The sequence below is a fragment of the Nocardioides sp. S-1144 genome (assembly GCF_005954645.2).
GTDB classification, from domain to species: domain Bacteria; phylum Actinomycetota; class Actinomycetes; order Propionibacteriales; family Nocardioidaceae; genus Nocardioides; species Nocardioides dongxiaopingii.
The window spans coordinates 2,875,829-2,893,741 of the sequence record NZ_CP040695.2 but is presented as its reverse complement, the minus strand read 5'-3'; the positions used below and the strand labels follow the sequence as shown (position 1 = coordinate 2,893,741).

The 17,913-nt window shown below is 74.6% G+C and carries 20 protein-coding genes; 12 read left to right on the top strand and 8 right to left on the bottom strand.

All coding sequences use genetic code 11. The features are described 5' to 3' along the window. Position 1 precedes the first annotated feature (1 nt). Positions 2-742, bottom strand: a complete 741-nt coding sequence (cpaB, locus tag FE634_RS13495) for a Flp pilus assembly protein CpaB (protein WP_138876181.1) — start codon at positions 740-742, stop codon at positions 2-4. Between the two features lie 140 nt (positions 743-882). Beyond that, a complete protein-coding gene (locus FE634_RS13490; protein WP_138876180.1) occupies positions 883-2,712 on the bottom strand; it encodes an AMP-dependent synthetase/ligase in 1,830 nt (609 codons plus the stop codon). A 103-nt stretch (positions 2,713-2,815) separates the two neighbouring features. Here FE634_RS13490 and FE634_RS13485 point away from each other — a divergent pair, with 103 nt between their 5' ends. The 5 genes from FE634_RS13485 to FE634_RS13465 all read left to right on the top strand — a co-directional run bounded on the left by FE634_RS13485 (position 2,816) and on the right by FE634_RS13465 (position 7,077). Continuing rightward, positions 2,816-3,265: an SRPBCC family protein gene (locus tag FE634_RS13485; protein WP_137292772.1), complete on the top strand. Its 450-nt coding sequence runs from the start codon at positions 2,816-2,818 to the stop codon at positions 3,263-3,265. A 24-nt stretch (positions 3,266-3,289) separates the two neighbouring features. Next, positions 3,290-4,504 carry an ArsA family ATPase gene (locus FE634_RS13480; protein WP_138876179.1) on the top strand — a complete coding sequence of 405 codons (1,215 nt, stop codon included), beginning with the start codon at positions 3,290-3,292 and terminating at the stop codon, positions 4,502-4,504. After that, a complete protein-coding gene (locus FE634_RS13475; protein ID WP_138876178.1) occupies positions 4,501-4,989 on the top strand; it encodes a hypothetical protein in 489 nt (162 codons plus the stop codon). The genes FE634_RS13480 and FE634_RS13475 overlap by 4 nt, the downstream gene beginning before the upstream one ends. A gap of 76 nt (positions 4,990-5,065) precedes the next feature. After that, a complete protein-coding gene (locus FE634_RS13470; protein ID WP_246060568.1) occupies positions 5,066-5,977 on the top strand; it encodes an ROK family glucokinase in 912 nt (303 codons plus the stop codon). 20 nt (positions 5,978-5,997) lie between these two features. Beyond that, complete coding sequence (locus FE634_RS13465; RefSeq protein WP_137292768.1) at positions 5,998-7,077, top strand: ROK family protein; 1,080 nt, start codon at positions 5,998-6,000, stop codon at positions 7,075-7,077. On the opposite strand, the gene FE634_RS13460 is transcribed toward FE634_RS13465, so the two are convergent. Then, the gene (locus FE634_RS13460; protein WP_137292767.1) at positions 7,025-7,450 is read right to left on the bottom strand and encodes a hypothetical protein; all 426 of its coding nucleotides are present in this window, start codon (positions 7,448-7,450) and stop codon (positions 7,025-7,027) included. The genes FE634_RS13465 and FE634_RS13460 overlap by 53 nt on opposite strands. A 9-nt stretch (positions 7,451-7,459) precedes the next feature. Then, the gene (locus tag FE634_RS13455) at positions 7,460-8,242 is read right to left on the bottom strand and encodes an alpha/beta hydrolase (RefSeq protein ID WP_137292766.1); all 783 of its coding nucleotides are present in this window, start codon (positions 8,240-8,242) and stop codon (positions 7,460-7,462) included. 118 nt (positions 8,243-8,360) lie between these two features. Between FE634_RS13455 and FE634_RS13450 the strand changes: the two genes are divergently transcribed. From FE634_RS13450 to FE634_RS13430, 5 genes are all read left to right on the top strand, one after another. Then, positions 8,361-9,092: a lysophospholipid acyltransferase family protein gene (locus FE634_RS13450; protein ID WP_137292765.1), complete on the top strand. Its 732-nt coding sequence runs from the start codon at positions 8,361-8,363 to the stop codon at positions 9,090-9,092. A gap of 47 nt (positions 9,093-9,139) precedes the next feature. Continuing rightward, positions 9,140-10,234: a MacS family sensor histidine kinase gene (macS, locus tag FE634_RS13445; RefSeq protein ID WP_262347420.1), complete on the top strand. Its 1,095-nt coding sequence runs from the start codon at positions 9,140-9,142 to the stop codon at positions 10,232-10,234. Then, the gene (locus tag FE634_RS13440; protein ID WP_137292763.1) at positions 10,231-10,749 is read left to right on the top strand and encodes a flavin reductase family protein; all 519 of its coding nucleotides are present in this window, start codon (positions 10,231-10,233) and stop codon (positions 10,747-10,749) included. Before macS ends, FE634_RS13440 begins: the two co-directional genes overlap by 4 nt. A 98-nt stretch (positions 10,750-10,847) precedes the next feature. Further along, positions 10,848-11,486 carry a response regulator gene (locus FE634_RS13435; protein ID WP_137292861.1) on the top strand — a complete coding sequence of 213 codons (639 nt, stop codon included), beginning with the start codon at positions 10,848-10,850 and terminating at the stop codon, positions 11,484-11,486. Between the two features lie 5 nt (positions 11,487-11,491). After that, on the top strand, positions 11,492-12,412 hold the full coding sequence (locus FE634_RS13430) for a hypothetical protein (protein WP_262347419.1): 921 nt from the start codon (positions 11,492-11,494) through the stop codon (positions 12,410-12,412). 7 nt (positions 12,413-12,419) lie between these two features. Here FE634_RS13430 and FE634_RS13425 read toward each other — a convergent pair whose 3' ends face one another. Together FE634_RS13425 and FE634_RS13420 are read right to left on the bottom strand one after the other, a co-directional pair. Further along, positions 12,420-13,028, bottom strand: coding sequence for an acetate and sugar kinases/Hsc70/actin family protein (locus tag FE634_RS13425; protein WP_138876177.1), 609 nt, complete (start codon positions 13,026-13,028; stop codon positions 12,420-12,422). An 11-nt stretch (positions 13,029-13,039) separates the two neighbouring features. Beyond that, entirely contained in the window at positions 13,040-13,864 is an 825-nt protein-coding gene (locus FE634_RS13420) for a DUF1028 domain-containing protein (RefSeq protein ID WP_138876176.1), read from the bottom strand. Positions 13,865-13,907: 43 nt separating this feature from the next. Between FE634_RS13420 and FE634_RS13415 the strand changes: the two genes are divergently transcribed. Next, on the top strand, positions 13,908-14,573 hold the full coding sequence (locus tag FE634_RS13415; protein ID WP_138876175.1) for a hypothetical protein: 666 nt from the start codon (positions 13,908-13,910) through the stop codon (positions 14,571-14,573). Between the two features lie 73 nt (positions 14,574-14,646). Continuing rightward, positions 14,647-15,675 (top strand): 6-phosphofructokinase, encoded by a 1,029-nt coding sequence (locus FE634_RS13410; RefSeq protein WP_138876174.1) that lies wholly within the window; start codon positions 14,647-14,649, stop codon positions 15,673-15,675. A gap of 142 nt (positions 15,676-15,817) precedes the next feature. On the opposite strand, the gene FE634_RS13405 is transcribed toward FE634_RS13410, so the two are convergent. Both FE634_RS13405 and FE634_RS13400 read right to left on the bottom strand, forming a co-directional pair. After that, positions 15,818-17,311, bottom strand: a complete 1,494-nt coding sequence (locus FE634_RS13405; protein WP_138876173.1) for an MFS transporter — start codon at positions 17,309-17,311, stop codon at positions 15,818-15,820. Next, positions 17,308-17,865, bottom strand: coding sequence for a TetR/AcrR family transcriptional regulator (locus tag FE634_RS13400; RefSeq protein ID WP_137292757.1), 558 nt, complete (start codon positions 17,863-17,865; stop codon positions 17,308-17,310). The genes FE634_RS13405 and FE634_RS13400 overlap by 4 nt, the downstream gene beginning before the upstream one ends. Positions 17,866-17,913 lie beyond the last annotated feature (48 nt).

The window sequence follows — 17,913 nt, the reverse complement described above, 5'->3', positions numbered from 1 at the left end:
GTCAGTCCTCCGCGTCCGGCGGGGGGACGACGTCGCTGTCGTCGTTGCGCAGGGCGAAGGCGAGGATCTTCTCGGGATTGTTCTGCAAGGCGATGAGGCGCTCGCCCTCGCGCTGGGTGACCGCGAGCGTGAGCAGGGTGACCGACGTCTCGTCGATCGGCAGGCCGTCGGGTCCGACCGCCTCGGTGGCGGGCAGCGTGCGCGACCCGACGCCGAGCACCTGCATGTCCTCGTACAGCAGCCGCGCCGGTTCGCCCAGGTCGTCGGGACCGCCGGGCTGGGTCGCCGAGGTGACGAAGACCGCGACGTGCGACCCGGGTTGGGTGAAGGACCCCACACGCCCGGTGTCGCTGAGCTCGACGGTCACGGCGAGCTTCCCGGTGGGGATGGAAAGCAGGCCGACGGCGTCGACGTCCTCGGAGGTCCCGAACTTCTCGGCGATGATCTGCTCGCCGGGGTAGATCGTGGTGAGACTGACCCGACCCTCGAACTGGGTGTTGCTGGCCGTGCTGCCGTCGATCAGTACCCCTCGCGGAACCTCGACGAGCCGGATGCGCTGCTCGTCGAGGGCCTGCCGGAAGTCCGTGCCGGGCGCCAGCTCGTCCCGGGCGACGAGCACCTCGACCGTGTCGTAGTCGTCGGCCGCTCGGTCCTCGGCCCCCTGGGCGTAGGCGTAGACCAACCCCGCGCCGAGCACCGCCATCACGACCGCCACCACCAGCAGCACCATGCGTCGGCCCACTACCCGTGCCTCTCGTCATTCCGCGAGCACGAACTCCGTCGCGGCGGGATTACCGCGCGTCACTCTAGTGCCCCCGACCGGCATCCCGGGGGAGCGACGGGGCGTGGGACGGCAGCGGTGTGCCCGAATGTGTCGCCCGCTCAGAGGTAGAGGGCGGCGATCTCGTCCTTGTACTCGCGCACGACGACGTTGCGGCGCAGCTTGAGGCTCGGCGTGAGCTGGCCGCCCTCCTCGGTCCAGTCGGTGGTCAGGACGCGGAACTTGCGGATCGCCTCGGCCCTCGACACGGCGGTGTTGGCGTCGTCGACGGCGGTCTGGATGGCGGCGAGCAGGTCGGGGTCGTCGGCCAGCTCGGCGACGGCGTCCTTGCCGACCGACTTGCCGTGGGCCTCGGCCCACAGCGGCACCGACTCCTCGTCGAGGGTGACCAGGGCGGCGATGAAGGGCTGCCGGTCGCCGACGACGAGCGCCTGGCTGACCAGGGCGTGGGCGCGCAGCCGGTCCTCGAGGACGGCGGGGGCGACGTTCTTGCCGCCGGCGGTCACCAGGATCTCCTTCTTGCGCCCGGTGATCCGCACGAAGCCCTCGTCGTCGACCTCGCCGACGTCGCCGGTGTGGAACCAGCCGTCGGCGTCGACCGCCTCGGCGGTCGCGGCGTCGTTGCCCCAGTAGCCGCGGAAGACCTGACCGCCGCGGGCGAGCAGCTCGCCGTCGTCGGCGATCCGGACGGCGGTGCCGGGCAGTGGCCGGCCCACGGTGCCGACCTTCTGCGCGTCGGGGAGGTTGACGGTGATCGCGGCGGTGGTCTCGGTGAGGCCGTAGCCCTCCAGGACGGTCAGGCCGATGCCGCGGAAGAAGTGCCCGAGCCGCTCACCGAGCGGCGCGCCGCCGGAGACGGCGTACACGCAGGACCCGCCGAGCGCCTGGCGGAGCTTGCCGTAGACCAGCCGCTCGAACAGCGCGTGGCGCGCGCGCACGGCCAGCGAGGCCCGGCCCTTCTCCTGGGCGCGGGACCAGGCGATCGCGGTGTCGGCGGCCCGGTCGAAGATCTTGCCGCGGCCGTCGGCGGTCGCGCGCTGCGAGGCGGTGTTGAAGACCTTCTCGAAGACGCGCGGCACCGCGAGCACGAATGTCGGACGGAACTCCTGCAGCGTCGGGACCAGGTTGCGGACGTCGGCGCTGTGCCCGAGCCGCACGCGGGACTTGATCGCGCCCACCTGGATGATCCGGGCGAACACGTGCGCCAGGGGGAGGAACAGCAGCGTCGAGGGCTGCTTGCCGTCGGTGGGCTGGAACAGCGCGTCCAGCTCGTGCACGGCGACGCCCAGCTCGGTCTGGAAGTTGCCGTGGGTGAGCATGCAGCCCTTGGGCCGCCCGGTCGTGCCGGAGGTGTAGATGAGGGTCGCGACGTCGTCGGGTCCCGCGGTCGTGCGGCGGGTCTCGAGGTCGGCGTCCGTGACGTCGTCGCCGAGCCGGGTCAGGACGGCGACCGCGCCGTGGCCGGCCCCGTCGGTCGGCGGGTCGATGGTCCAGACGTGGCGCAGCTCGTCGAGCGAGCCGCGCACCGACGTGATCCGCGCCAGGTGCTCGGCGTTCTCGGCGACCACGGCGCGGGCGCCGGAGTCGCGCAGGATCCACTCGACCTGCTCGGCCGAGGAGGTCTCGTAGACGGGGACCGTGACGGCGCCGGCGAACCAGATGGCGTAGTCGAGCAGCGTCCACTCGTAGCGGGTGCGCGAGAGCAGCGCGACGCGGTCACCGGGCTCGATGCGGGCGGCGACGAGCCCCTTGGCGACCGCGGCGACCTCGGCGCGGAACGCCGCCGCGGTGACGTCGACCCAGGTGCCGTCGTCGGAGCGGCGCGCCAGCACCACCACGTCCGGCGCCTCGACGGCGTTGCGGACGACGTCGTCGCTGAGGTTGCCCGACGTGGGCAGATCGACGGTCAGAGGGGTCGAGAACTCACGCACGCGTGCACGCTACCGCCGCGCCGGGGCGGCCCGCGATCCGGTAGCCTCCGACGGTCCCGTCCAGCCCGCCCAGCAGTGCTCCTCGGAGCAGAGAGAGGTCCCGATGGCCGAGCAGACCACCTCCTCGATCACGGTCGATGCCCCTGCGGCGGCGGTGATGGACGTGATCGCCGACTTCGAGTCCTACCCCACGTGGGCCAAGGGCGTGAAGGTCGCCGAGACCCGGTCGTCCTACGCCGGCGAGCAGCAGGACCGGGCCCGCGAGGTGTTCTTCGCCCTCGACGTCGCGCCGGTCAAGGACGAGTACACCCTCGCCTACCAGTGGGACGGCGACCGCCAGGTCACCTGGACCCTGGCCGAGGGCAAGATGCTCAAGGCCCTCGACGGCGCCTACGTGCTGCGCGACCTCGGCAACGGCTCGACCGAGGTGACCTACCGCCTCGCCCTCGACGTGTCGATCCCGATGATCGGCATGATCAAGCGCAAGGGCGAGAAGATCCTCATCGACACCGCGCTGAAGGGACTCAAGCAGCGCGTCGAGTCGCTCCAGTGACCTCCTGAGCGACACCTCGACAAGGTGCGCATCCTCCTGTTCACCGGTAAGGGCGGCGTCGGCAAGTCGACGGTCGCCGCCGGCACCGCCGCGCTCGCCGCCGCCGCCGGGCACCGCACCCTGGTGCTCTCGACCGACGCCGCGCACTCCCTGGGCGACGCCTTCGGCGTCGAACTCGGCGCCGAGGCCACCGAGGTCGCCGAGCGGCTCTTCGTGCAGCAGGTCGACGCGCAGCTGCGCTTCGAGCAGTCCTGGGCCGAGGTGCAGGGCTACCTGATGTCGGTGCTCGACGTCGCCGGCGTCGACCCGGTCGCGGCCGAGGAGCTGACCGTCGTCCCGGGGGCCGAGGAGGTGCTGGCCCTGCTCGAGCTGCGGCTGCACGCGCTCTCGGGGGAGTGGGACGTCATCGTCGTCGACTGCGCCCCGACCGCCGAGACGCTGCGGCTGCTCGCGCTGCCCGAGGCCCTCGGCTGGTACATGCAGCGGATCTTCCCCACCCAGCAGCGCGTGGTACGGGCGCTGCGCCCGGTGCTGAGCCGTGCGGCCGGCGTCCCGATGCCGGGCGGCTCGGTCTTCGAGGCGGTCGAGCGGCTGCACGCCGAGCTCGGCGAGGTCCACGCCCTGCTGTCCGGGCCGGAGGCCAGCGTCCGGATCGTGCTCACGCCCGAGCACGTCGTCCTGGCCGAGGCCCGGCGCAGCCACACGAGCCTGTCGCTGTTCGGCTACCGCGTCGACGGCGTCGTCGCCAACCGGGTCTTCCCCGCCGGTGGCGCCGACGAGTGGCGCGCGCGCTGGGTGGCCGCCCAGGACGACGTCCTCGGCGAGGTGGCGGAGTCCTTCGCCGGCCTGCCCCTGTGGCGCTCGGAGTACCTGCCCACCGAGCCGGTCGGCGTCGCCGCGCTCACCGAGGTGGCCGCCGGCCTCTACGACGGCGCCGACCCCCTCGCCGTCCCCACCGGTGACGGCCCGTTCCGGGTCACCCGGGACACGGGGGGCGCCGTGCTCCACCTCGCCCTGCCCAACGTGCAGCGCGCCGACGTCGATCTCGTCAGGCACCACGACGAGCTCGTGGTGACCGTGGGGTCGTATCGTCGGCTCCTCACGCTCCCGGCAGGACTCGCGCGGCTGCGCGTGGCCGGTGCCCGGGTCGAGGACGGGGAGCTGCGGGTGCGCTTCCGCGAACCGTCCGGGGACCGCACCGGTGGCCGGGCAGGCGCCACCGCAGGACAGGAGAGATGACCTTGAGTCGTGACGGCGGGCCCGAGCCCACCTCCGCAGGACGCGACGCCGGCGACGTCGCCGGCGATGTCGCCGGGGATGTCGGCAGCGTCGGCGAGGAGGCGGCCAAGCTGCTCGGGGCGCTGGGCGGCTGGGCCCGCGACTCCACCGGTGCCGGCCACGACACCGGCCACGACACCGGCCACGACACCGGGCACGCCGGGCGCAACGGGCGCAACGGGCTCGGCGGGTTCGCCGCGGAGGCGATGGCCGGGTTCGGCGACCACGTCGCCGGCGGTTCCCCCGAGTGCGCCTACTGCCCCCTCTGCCGGGCCGTGCACGCGGTCCGCAGCACCAGCCCGGAGGTCCGGGAACACCTCGCGAGCGCGGCGTCCTCGCTGCTGCTCGCGCTCAACGGGCTGGTCGCCGGGCGCCCGCACCCCGGACCCGACTCGCCGCCGGACGAGCAGTTCGAGAGGATCGACCTCGATGGCGACGACGACTGACCCCCGAGGGTCCACCCCAGAGACCCCTGACGGCACTCCGCACGGCACCGCGGGAGGGCTCACCTGCGGCATCGACGTGGGCGGCACCAAGATCGCCGGCGCGGTGGTCGACTCGCACGGACGGGTGCTCGACGAGCACCGGGTCGTGTCGCCGGCCACCGACGCCGAGGCCGTCGAGGACGCGATCGCCGAGCTCGTCGCCGAGCTGGGCAGCCGCCACGAGCTGACCGGCGTCGGCATCGGCGCGGCCGGCTACGTCGACTCCGGCCGCAAGGTGGTGATGTTCGCCCCCAACGTCGCCTGGCGCGACGAGGACCTCGGCACCGAGATCCAGAAGCGGGTCGGCCTGCCCGTCGTCGTGGAGAACGACGCCAACGCCGCCGCGTGGGGCGAGTTCACCTTCGGTGCCGCCTTCGACGTCGACGACATGCTCATGGTCACCGTCGGCACCGGCGTGGGCGGCGGCATCGTGATCGACGGCGAGCTCTACCGCGGCGGGTTCGGTGCCGCGGCCGAGATCGGGCACCTGCGCGTGGTGCCCGGCGGCCGGCTCTGCGGCTGCGGCAACCGCGGCTGCATCGAGCAGTACGCCAGCGGCTCGGCCCTGGTCAAGGTCACCCGCGGCCTCGCCTCCACCCCCGAGGCCGCCGCGCTCCTCGAGCGTGCCGGCGGTGACGCCGCCGCGATCAACGGGCCGCTCATCACCGCGGCCGCCGCCGACGGCGACCCGTTCGCCATCGAGCGGGTCGCGGAGGTCGGGCGCTGGCTCGGCGAGGCGATCGCGTCCCTCACCGCCGTGCTCGACCCCGGCGCCGTCGTCGTCGGCGGCGGGGTCAGCGAGGCCGGCGACCTGCTGCTCGACCCGGTGCGCGAGGCGTTCGAGGGCGAGCTCACCGGCCGCGGGCACCGCCCGGTGCTGGAGATCCGGGCGGCGTCGCTGGGCAACCGGGCCGGCGTCATCGGCGCGGCCGACCTGGCGCGACGATGACCGTGGGCTGAGGCGGCGACATGGTGCTCTACATCGGCGTCGACGTCGGCGGGACGAAGGTCCTCGCCGGCGAGGTGACGCGCGCCGGGACCGTCGTGCGGACGGCGCGGCGCAGCACACCCGGTCGCCGGGTCAGCGTCGCCTCCGTCGAGGACGCCCTCACCGAGGCGGTCCTCGACGTCGCCGCCGGACGCCGGATCGCCGGCGTGGGCCTCGCCGCGGCCGGCTTCGTCGACGCCGCGGGGGAGCGGGTCATGTTCGCCCCGCACCTGCCGTGGGCCGGCGAGCGGGTGCGCGAGCGCCTCAGCCGGCGGTGGGGCGCCCCGGTGGCGCTCGACAACGACGCCAACTGCGCCGCCGTCGCCGAGACGGCGTTCGGTGCCGCCCGCGGCTCCTCCTCGGCCCTGATGATCACCCTCGGCACCGGCATCGGCGGGGCGATCGTGATGGCCGGCCAGCTGGTGCGCGGCGCCCAGGGCATGGCCGGCGAGTTCGGCCACATGCAGGTCGTCCCCGACGGCCGCAACTGCGAGTGCGGGATGTCGGGCTGCTGGGAGCAGTACTGCTCCGGCAACGCGCTGGTGCGCTTCGCGCGCGCCCACCTCGACCCCGGCCCCTCGATCCTCACCGACCTCTGCGACGCCCGGCCGGAGCAGCTGACCGGCCCGATGGTGACCGCGGCGGCCGAGCAGGGCGACCCGGTCGCCGGCCAGGCGTTCGCGGCGATCGGTGAGTGGCTCGGCGTCGGTCTCGGCGGACTCACCTCGGCCTTCGACCCCGAGCTCGTCGTCGTCGGCGGCGGCGTGTCCGCGGCGGGGGACCGGCTCCTCGAGCCGGCCCGCGCGGCGCTGGCCCGCACCGTCGTCGGGGCCGGCCACCGCACCCCACCGCAGGTCGTCGGCGCCCGGCTCGGTCCGGAGGCCGGGCTGATCGGCGCCGCGCTGCTCTCCCGCTCGGCGCGCTGGGCCGGCTCGGCCCGGTCGGCCCGCACCGCCCGCAGCGTGCGCGGCGTCCAGACGATCGGCGCCGGCGACTACCGCTCGGGCGTCATAAAACCGCGCCGTCGTCGTCCGGATCGCGGGGCTCGCGGGTCATCGTGAAGACCAGGTAGAGGAAGCCGCCCACGAAGCCGGCCACCAGCAGGTAGGCCACCAGCTCGGGCACCCGGATCTGCAGGACCAGGCAGATCAGCAGGATCGCCGGGGAGCCGAACACGCCGATCCACGCCGCGTGCCGGTCGGGTGAGGGCGTCGGGACCGGCGGCGGCACGGGCGGGACGAACCGGTCGGTGCTCCAGTCGGAGTCGGGGTACTCGTCGTCCCAGGTCGCGCTCGCCCGCTCGCGCGGCGGGGGCGTCGGCTCCGGCGCCGGGTCGGGCCGGTGGGCGGCCGGGGGAGCGTCGTCCTCGACGGTCGGCCGGTCGCCGTAGTTGTCGACGATGGCCTTCCAGGCCTCGTCGTCGTCCGTGGGCACGCCTCGACTTTACGCGGCGGTCACGCGCGCCACGAACTCCGCGCTGCCGGCGAAGATCGTCGGGGCGTCGTTGTCGAGGGTCGCGACGTGGAAGCTCTCGGGCAGCGGCACCTCGGTGACGTCGGTCGAGGAGACGCCGCCGAGGATGATCGGCTGCGAGGCGTCGTCGACGACGTGGTCGACCGCCGAGCGGAAGTAGACCAGGGGGCAGGTCACCCGCGGCAGGTCGGCGATGATCGTCGGCCACACCTGCACGAACGAGTGGATCGCCCGCAGCGGCGTCCGGTCGTAGCCGTGCTCGACCTGGCCGGGCTTCTTGATGTCGCTGGCGATGCCGGGGAAGGAGCGCACCACCCGCTTGAGGACCGGCAGCAGCTTGAGGTCCTGGCGCGCGGAGGCGACGGCCGGGTTGACCAGCAGCAGCCCGGAGACCCGGTCGGGGTGCTCCTCGGCGAGCCGGATCGCCAGCGCGCCGCCCATCGACAGCCCGCCCACCACGACGGCGTCGTTCTCGAGGCAGAGCGCGTCGAAGGCCCGGGTGAGCTCGCCGTACCAGTCCTCCCAGCGGTGCGCGTTGAGGTTCTGCCAGGTGGTGCCGTGCCCCGGCAGCCGCGGCACGGTGACGCCGTACCCGCGGTCGGCGAGGTGCTGGCCCCACGGCCGGATCGAGTACGGCGATCCGGTGAAGCCGTGGCTGAGCAGCACCCCGATCCGGCGGCCGTCGGTCAGCTCGGGCCGGGCGGCGACGGTGAGCGGCTCGTGCAGGGCGTCGAGGGACCGGTCGAGGGACATGGCGCGATCATGCCGCACGCCGCGGCGGTGAGACGCGGCGCTGGACTGGTGAGGTGGGCCACGCGAGGGTCTACGCTGCGCAGGTCGGTCAGGCAGGTCGCGTTGGAGGGGTGTCGCGTTGTTCTACTGGTTCCTGAAGTGGATCGCTCTGGGGCCGCTGCTCCGCGTCGTCTTCCGTCCGCAGGTCGAGGGTGATGACCACGTGCCCGCCGAGGGCCCGGCCATCCTCGCCAGCAACCACCTGTCCTACGCCGACTGGTTGTTCATGCCGCTGACCCTCCCGCGGCGCGTCACCTTCGTCGCCAAGGCCGAGTACTTCACCACCCCCGGCCTCAAGGGCTGGCTGCAGAAGCAGTTCTTCTCCGGCGCCGGCCAGGTGCCGATCGACCGCTCCGGCGCCGACGCGGCGGCCGGCGCGATGATGTCGGCGCGCAAGGTCCTCGACGCCGGCGGGCTCTTCGGCATCTACCCCGAGGGCACCCGCTCCCACGACGGCAGGCTCTACCGCGGCAAGACCGGGGTCGCGCGGCTCGCGCTCGAGACTGGTGTCCCGGTGGTCCCGACCGCGGTCGTCGGCACCGACGTGGTGGCGCCGCCGGGCAAGAAGTTCGGCACCTTCACCCGCCCGGTCGTGCGCTTCGGCAAGCCGCTCGACTTCTCGCGCTACGAGGGCATGGAGAACGACCGCTACATCCTGCGCTCGATCACCGACGAGATCATGTACGAGATCATGCGGCTCTCCGGCCAGGAGTACGTCGACAAGTACGCCGGCGTCGCCAAGGAGGAGTCGAAGAAGGCCGACGCCGAGGCGCGGGCCGAGAGCGCGGCCGAGCAGAAGAAGGCGTCCTGACCCGGCTGGCTCCCGTCAGCGGCAACGGGGTCCACGCGGCGGTCGCGGTGGAGGACCGGCTGTTCCGGGCCGTCGCGGTGCTGCGCTGGGTGGTGCTGGCCAACGCGGTCGGCCTCGCGCTCTACCGCGGCGTCGACAACTACGACCACCCGACCGCCGGCTACGTGCTGGTGGCGGTGATGGTCGCGTGGACGACGTTCGCCACCTGGGCCTACGCCGACCGCGCCCGCCGCGGCCAGCTGCTGCTCTACTGCGACCTGGGCCTGACCCTGGCGCTGATCGCGCTCACGCCGCTGGTCAAGGGGCCGTGGTTCAACGCGACCATCCCGGGGTTCTGGGTGATGGCGGCGCTGTTCGCGTGGGCGATCCGGTTCCGCACGCCGGGCGGGTTCGTCGCCGGCGTCCTGATCGGCGGCGCCGACCTCCTCCTGCGTGACGAGCTCACCCAGACCAACTACAGCAACTTCTTCCTGCTGATGATCGGCGGCCCGATCGTGGGATTCATGTGCGGCTCGCTGCAGCAGATGGCCGCCGAGCGCGACGAGGCCCAGCGGACCGCGGCGGCGGCCACCGAACGGGCCCGGCTCGCACGCGTCGTCCACGACGGCGTCCTGCAGGTGCTGGCGCTCGTGCAGCGCAGGGGCGCCGAGATCGGGGGGCCGGCCGCCGACCTGGGCCGGCTCGCGGGCGAGCAGGAGTCGGCGCTGCGCACCCTGATCCGCTCCCAGGACGCCGTCAGCGACGCCGGCACCGCCGGCACCGTCGACCTGGCCTCCCGGCTGGGGCGGCTCAGCCTCCGTCCCGGCGTCGACGTCGCCGTGCCCGGCGGTCCGGTGGAGCTGCCGTCGGCGGCGGCCGCCGAGGTGGTCGCCGTCGTGGCCGCCTGCCTCGACAACGTCACCGCGCACGTCGGCGAGGGCGCGCCGGCCTGGGTGCTGCTCGAGGCGTTCCCCGACCGGGTCGAGGTGTCGGTGCGCGACGAGGGTCCCGGCATCCCCGCGGGCCGCCTCGAGGAGGCCGCGGCCGCCGGGCGGCTGGGCGTGAGCGAGTCGATCCGGGGCCGGGTCGCCGACCTGGGCGGCACCGCCCAGCTGAGCACCGGCTCCTACGGCACCGAGTGGGAGCTGGTGGTGCCGCGATGACCATCCACTCCGGACACCCCTTCGCGACCGGCGACGACCCGGTCCGGCGCCTGCGCGGCCGGGTCGGGGGAGCGGTCTCGCTCTGGACCGCCGGCGCCGGATCCGCGCCGGGCGCCAGGGCGGGGCTGACCGTCAGCTCGCTGCTGGTCGCCCACGGCGAGCCGGCCCGCCTGCTGGCCCTGGTCGATCCCGACTCCGACCTGGCCGACGTCGTCGAGCGCACCGGCCGGGCCGTCGTCCACCTGCTGTCGTGGCACCACCGCGACCTCGCCGACGCCTTCGCCGGCGTCGCGCCCGCGCCGGGCGGCCCGTTCCGGATGGCGACCTTCGACGAGACCGACGCCGGCCCGCGGCTGGCCGACGCCGCGACGTGGGCGGCGGTGAGCGTGGAGTCCGCGGCCACCGTCGGGTGGTCGCTGCAGCTCACCTGCACCGTCGACGACCTCGTGGTCGGTGACGACGACGCCCCGCTCCTGCACCGGCGGGGGCGCTACCGCACCGAACCCTCCGGCTGACCGCGTGGCCTAGGGTCGGCCGGGTGAGCGCAGGGGAGACCAGACGTCCGGACGAGGCGAGCCCGTCCGGTCAGCCGGGCGAGCAGGCGATCCGGGTGATGGTCGTCGACGACCACCCGATGTGGCGCGACGCCGTCGAGCGGGACCTCCAGGCCGCGGGCCTGCAGGTGGTGGCGGTGGCCGCCGACGGCACGCAGGCGCTGGCGCGCTTCGCCGCGGCGCGGCCGCAGGTCGTCGTCCTCGACCTCCAGATCCCGGCGCCGAACGGCGTCGAGGTCACCCAGCAGGTGCTCCAGCAGGACCCGAGCGCACGGGTGCTGATCCTCTCGGCCTCCGGCGAGCAGGACGACGTCCTGGAGGCGGTCAAGGCCGGCGCCACCGGCTACCTGGTGAAGTCGGCCTCCCGCGAGGAGCTCCTCGACGCCGTGCGGCGCGTGGCGCGCGGCGACTCGGTCTTCACCCCCGGCCTGGCCGGGCTGGTGCTGGGCGAGTTCCGACGCCTCTCCGAGCCCGCCGGCGACCCGTCGATCACCGGCAACCCGGAGCTGACCGAGCGCGAGACCGAGGTGCTCAAGATGGTCGCCAAGGGGATGTCGTACAAGCAGATCGCCGAGCGCCTGGTGCTGTCGCACCGCACCGTCCAGAACCACGTGCAGAACACCCTGCGCAAGCTGCAGATGCACAACCGGGTCGAGCTGACCCGCTACGCCATCGAGCGCGGGCTCGACGAGGACTGAGCGGGGTGACGGTGGCCGAGGACGACGACGTCCTGCTCGAGATCGCCGACGAGCTCTACGCGCTGCCGCTGGGGGAGTTCACCCCGGCCCGCGACGCGCGGGCCAAGGCACTCAAGGGCGGCGACCACGCCGGGCTGGCCGGACCGGTGAAGGCGCTCAGGAAGCCGTCGCTGGCGGCGTGGGTGCTCAACCTCTTCGCCCGCCGGGCTGGCGAGCAGGTCGAGCAGGTGCTCGCGGTCGGGGCCGCCCTGCGCGAGGCCCAGGCCGGGATGTCGGGCCCCGAGCTGCGTGAGCTGACCAAGCAGCGCCGCCAGCTCACGGCCGCGATCACCACCCAGGCGCGGTCGCTGGCCCGCGAGGAGGGCGTCAAGGTCACGCCGGCCGTCGCCGACCAGGTCGAGGCAACGCTGACGGCGGCGATGGTCTCGGCAGCGTGCGGCGAGGCCGTCAGCAGCGGGCTCCTCGTCGTCGCCCTGAGCACCACCGGCGTTGACGAGGACGCCGACCGGGCCACGGCGCTCGCGGCGGTCGCCGTGCCCGCGGCGCTCGGCCACGTCGCCGTCCCCCGCGAGGCCGCGGCGCCGGCCCGGCCCGACCTGCGCGTCGTCCCGGACCCCGACGCCGGCGAGAAGGCCCGCGAGGCCGCCCAGGACGCCGTCGACGAGGCCGAGGAGGCCGTCGAGCAGGCCCGCGCGGCGCACGACGAGGCGGCCGCCGACGTCGAGCAGCTCCGCGCCCGCCAGCTGCAGATCGAGGCCGAGATCGACGAGCTCAAGCGCAGGATCGCCGAGCTCGAGGAGACCTACGACGAGGTCGACGACGAGCTGGGTGACGCCGAGGCCGTGCGCGAGGAGGCCCACGACACCCTCGAGCACGCCACCGCCGAGCGCGACGCCGCGGCGGCGGTGCTGGCCGGGCTGTCGTAGCCCCGCACTACCCCGCCGGGGGCGCCCGGAGCGTGAGCGGGACGGCCAGGCCGAGGAAGGTCGCGGGGTCGGTGGTCGCGACCGGGACGCCGCGCGGCGCGGGCTCGGGCAGGATGTCGGCGGGGACGCCGGCGTCCCGGCAGCGGCCGAGGTCCCAGGCCGGACCGGGGAGCAGCAGGTGCTCCAGCCCGCGCGTCATCCGCGCCACCAGGTACGACGCGACGTCGCCCGCGGCGTAGCGGCCCGCGACGGCCAGCGCCCAGGTGTGCGGCTCGGTGGCGGCCAGGCCGGCCAGGTGCGCGGCGGCGTCCTCGGTGCGTGCGACCGGCAGGGGTGAGCCGAGCGTGTCGACGTCCCACCACACGACGGTGCCCCCGTCGCCGACGACCTCGACCGTCGTCGGCCCGGGCGGGCCGGCGGCGTCGAGCACCTCCAGGGCCGCTGCGAGGGTCGCGCGCCACAGCGCGCCGGGCTCGGGCCGGTCGGCGTCCGGGACCGTGCGGCGGGCCGTCGCGGCACCGAGGCTCGCGGCGACCGCGCCGGCCCCGACGCGGACGACCAGGACCCCGGGGTCGCCGGACCCGGGGAACACGGACCCGGGGGACGCGGCGGGCACGCCGGGCTCGCTCAGGACAGCGACCCCACCGCGCGGACGATGGCGAGCACCCGCTGGTCGACCCAGGCGAGCCCGGCGTCGACGCGCATCTCGTAGTTCTCGGTGCCGACCCAGGTCGTGAAGTCGGGGTGGCCCTGGTCGCGGGCGAACGCCTCCAGCTCCCCGCGCAGCGCCTCGTCGACCGGCACCTTCTCCTCCTCGGTGGAGGCGACGAGGTAGATCTCGTTGAGGTCGAGCAGCCGGGCGAGCTCGTCGACCGGGGTGGCGTGGTCGTCGACGCGCAGGTCGACCGCGATGTCGTCGCCGCCGTCGTAGCCGGCCTCGTCGCGCACGACGAGGAGCGCGGCCGACTGCCGCCCGCGCTTGTCGCCGCCGGCGGCGTCGCCCGCGGCCAGCGCCTCGAGCAGCCGGCGGTCGAACGGCGTCCCGGCGCCGGCCTCCCAGGTGGCCCGCATCGCCTCGACGACCTCCTCGCCGGCCAGGCAGTTGCCCTGGATCGCGAAGCCGGCGCCGGTCACGCCGCCGGCCCAGTCGATGCAGGCCGACCCGGTGTGGGAGGCGGCACCGCCGTCGACGTCGACGATCCCGACCTGGCGGTGGTCGCGCCCGTCGTCCTCCTCGAGGAGGCGGTCGAGCGCGATCGGCGCGGTGGCGCCCTCGTCGAGGTGGGACAGGGCCAGCCCCTTGTAGGCGACGTTGGCGTGGGCCTGGGTCGCGAGGGCGCCGACCTGGGCGACGGCGGCCGGCACGACCGACCCGACCGCCAGGAACTTGGAGGCCACCGCGACGCCCCACGAGTCGCCGTCGTCGGAGCGGGCCACGATCGAGAACGTCATGGCGGCGAGGGTACGCGGCCGGTCACGGGGCAGGATCGTGCCCGTGCTCAACGACCTGTCCCGGCCCACCCGGCTGCTGGTCGCCGGGTTCGGGCTCGCGCTCGGCCTGATGATCGGCGGCCCCGGCATGGGTGAGGGGTCCGGGGCGTCGTGGGTGCTCCTGTTCGGCGGCCTGCTCGTGGAGGTCGTGGTGATCGGAGCCTTCCCGGCGCTGCTCGGCCGGGCCGAGAGGCGCTTCCGCGTCGCCGTGGACGCCGGCACCGGCGAGATCGCGCGCGGCGAGGTGGTCCCGGTGCCGGCGGCCGGCCGGGTCGTCCGGGCCCGCGCCGACCGCCGCCACGGCTGGTTCCTGCCGGTGCGCGGGGCGGGTCCGGCGCCGTCCAGCCTGACGGTGCTGGTCGCCCTGGCCGACGGTGCGGACGGCGTCCGGGCCCGACGGGTGGCGGCGCTGGTGCCGCCCGACCTCGACCTGGGACACGGTGGTCCGGCGCTGCTCCTCGTCCACCCCGTGCGGCGCGACGTCGCCGTCCTCGACGACCGGGTCACGCCCGACGCGCTGGTCGCCGTCGACGCCGACCCCCGGTGGACGACGCAGCGGCTGCCCACCGACCGCACGGTCGTCGGCGGCTACCTCGCCCTGGTCGCGGCGGCCGCGGCCGGCGTCGCCGCCGGGTTCGGGCTGGCCGCGCTCGTGCTCACGGTGTGGTGACGGTCGCCACGCGAGCGACCGACGTGGTTAGGTGGGACGGCCAAGTCTTTGAACGATCCAAGGAGGACGTGCGATGCGGGTCGGAGTACTCACCGGTGGGGGCGACTGCCCAGGTCTGAACGCGGTCATCCGTGCCGTCGTCCGCAAGGGCGTGAAGCAGCACGGGTTCGAGTTCGTGGGCTACCGCAACGGGTGGCAGGGCCCGCTCGAGGGCCTCACGATGCCGCTCGGCGTCGACCAGTGCCGCGGCATCCTGCCGCGCGGCGGCACCATCCTGGGCTCGAGCCGCACGAACCCGTTCAAGATCGACGGCGGCGTCGAGCGGATCAAGGAGAACATGGCGGCCGCGGGCGTCGACGCGCTCGTGGCGATCGGCGGCGAGGACACGCTCGGCGTGGCCACCAAGCTCGCCGAGCTCGACGTCAAGGTCGTCGGCGTCCCGAAGACGATCGACAACGACCTCTCCGGCACCGACTTCACCTTCGGCTTCGACACCGCGGTCAACATCGCCACCGAGGCGATCGACCGCCTGCACACGACCGCGGAGTCGCACCACCGGGTGCTCGTCGTGGAGGTGATGGGCCGCCACGCCGGCTGGATCGCCCTGCACGCCGGCATCGCCGGCGGCGCGAGCGCCGTCCTGATCCCCGAGCAGCCCTTCGACATCGCGGCCATCTGCGCCCACGTCGAGACCCGCTTCCAGAGCGAGTACGCCCCGATCATCGTCGTCTCCGAGGGCGCCGTCCCCGCCGAGGGCGGCGACATGACGCTCGTCTCCGGCGAGAAGGACGCCTTCGGTCACGTGCGCCTCGGCGGCATCGGCGACCGGATCGCCTCCGAGATCGAGCACCGCACCGGCAAGGAGGCGCGCGCCGTCGTCCTCGGGCACGTGCAGCGCGGCGGCACGCCCACGGCGTTCGACCGCTGGTTGGCCACCCGCTTCGGCCTCCAGGCCATCGACGCGGTCGCCGACGGCGACTTCGGCACCATGATGGCGCTGCGCGGCACCCGCATCGTGCGGGTCCCGCTGAGCGACGGCACCGCCCACCTCAAGCTCGTCAGCCCCGAGGAGTACGCCGAGGCGCAGGTCTTCTTCGGCTGAGCCGACCCACCACCACGCCGAGTCGGCGTTCGCGTCGAACGCGAACGCCGACTCGACGTCATTTCGGTTCAACTCGACGCCGACTCGGCGTCATTTGAGTTCACCTCAGCGCCGACTCGGCGCTGCGTCCGGGTCGCGTCGGTCAGTGCTCGACGTCGGCCAGGTCGAGGTCGGCGGGGGTGAGCCACCAGATGAGCGCCGAGACCGCGATCAGGAGGGCGCCGGCGGCCAGGCCGAAGACGGCGAAGGAGTGCTCGAACGACTCGACCGCGGCGCTGGCGGCGGGGGTGCCCAGGGCGCCGGCGAGGGACTCGCGGGCCAGGTCGGTGGCGTCGGCGGGGAGCCCGTCGCGGTAGGTCCAGGCGGCGAGGCTGCCGAGGACGGCGACCCCGAGCACGCCGCCGATCTCGAAGGAGGACTCCTCGATCGCCGCGGCGCTGCCGGCCTGGTCGGCCGGGGCGGAGCCCATGATCATCGCGGAGCCGACCGCGAGGGACGCCGTGCCGATGCCGACCAGGGTGAGGGCGGCCGCGACCGAGGGGTAGCCCAGCGGCTGCGGGAGCACGAACAGCAGCAGCAGGCCGACGCCGGCAACGGCCAGCCCGCCGGCGACGACGGTCCGCACGCCGACCCGCTCGGCCAGCGACGGCGCCAGCGGCGAGCCGACGATGCCGCCGACGGCCATCGGCAGCAGGGCGGCCCCGGTCTGCAGCGGTGACCAGCCGTGCACCAGCTGCAGCCACTGCGAGCCCAGGAGCAGCAGCGCGACCATCGCGATGCTGCTGGTCAGCGCAGCGAGGACGCCGGCGGTGAACGGCCGGTGCCGGAACAGCCGGACCTCGAGCATCGGGTCGTCCTGGCGCAGGCACCGCAGCACGAACCCGGTCAGCAGCGCCGCGCCGAGGCCCAGGGTGGCCAGGGTCGTCGGGTCGAGCCCCTCCTTGCCGAGGTGCTTGACGCCGTAGACGAACGACGCCATGCCGCCGAAGGACGCCACGACGCCCGCGGCGTCGAGACGGCCCGGCCGCTCCGACCGGCTCTCGGGCAGCAGGAGCACGCCGGCCACGACGGCCACGACCATGACGGGCACGTTGAACAGGAACGCCGCGTGCCAGCTGAACGCCTCCAGGAGCGCACCGCCGACGATCGGCCCGATCGCGCCGCCGACGGCGGCCATCGCACCCCAGATGCCCAGCGCGGTGGCCCGCTCGCGGGCGTCGGGGAAGAGCGTGCGGATGAGCGACAGCGTGGTCGGCATGATCATCGCGCCGCCGACGCCGAGCAGCGCCCGGACGGCGATGACCTCGCCGGCGGAGTCGGCGACCAGCACGAGCAGCGAGGCGGCGCCGAAGACCGTGAAGCCGGCCAGCAGCATCCGGCGGCGTCCCCACCGGTCGCCGAGCGCGGAGACCGGTACCAGCAGTCCGGCCAGGACGAGCGCGTAGACGTCGACGATCCACAGCTGGGCGACGGCGTCGGGGCGCAGGTCGGCGGTCAGCTCGGGCAGGGCGACGTTGAGGATCGTCATGTCCATCACGACGACCAGGAGGCTGGCGGCCAGGACCGCGAGCCCGGCCCAGCGGCGCGGGTCGGCCCCGGTCGTGGTGCCGAGGTTGGTGCTCACGGGGGTGCTCATCGCTGGGCTCCGGTCAGGAAGGTGGAGAGGACGAGGGCGTCGAGGTCGCGTCGGGGCAGATCGCCGACGCGGAGGGCGTCGCGCGCGGCGACGAGGAGCCCGTAGAGGGCGTGGGAGATCCACCGCGCCGGCAGGTCCGCACGCAGGACGCCGGCCGCCTGGGCCGCGGCGCACAGCGCGACCTCGCGCTCGACGAGGGCGTCGCTGCGCTCGACGAGGTCGGCGGCGGAGAGGAGGTAGGTGTCGGTGAGGGCGAAGCCGAAGTCGTCGGAGTCGGCGAGGTAGCGGGCGACGAGGTCGTCGAGGCAGGCCCGGATCCGGACGGCGTCCTCGGAGGCGGCCGCGCCGCGTGCGTCGGCGGCGTCGAGGCTGGCCTCCCAGCGGTCGATCGAGCGGGTGCCGAGCTCGTGCAGGAGCTCCTCGCGGGAGGCGAAGTGGCGGTGCAGCGTGGCCCGGCTGATGCCGGCGGCACCGGCCAGGTCGGCCATCGAGGCCCGGGCATCGACGTTGAGGTGGCGCTGGGCGGCGGCCAGGACGTCGTCGCGGGTGGTCATGGGGTGCTCGTTCCTCGTCGGTCGGGGGCGGGGTGTGAGACACAACTG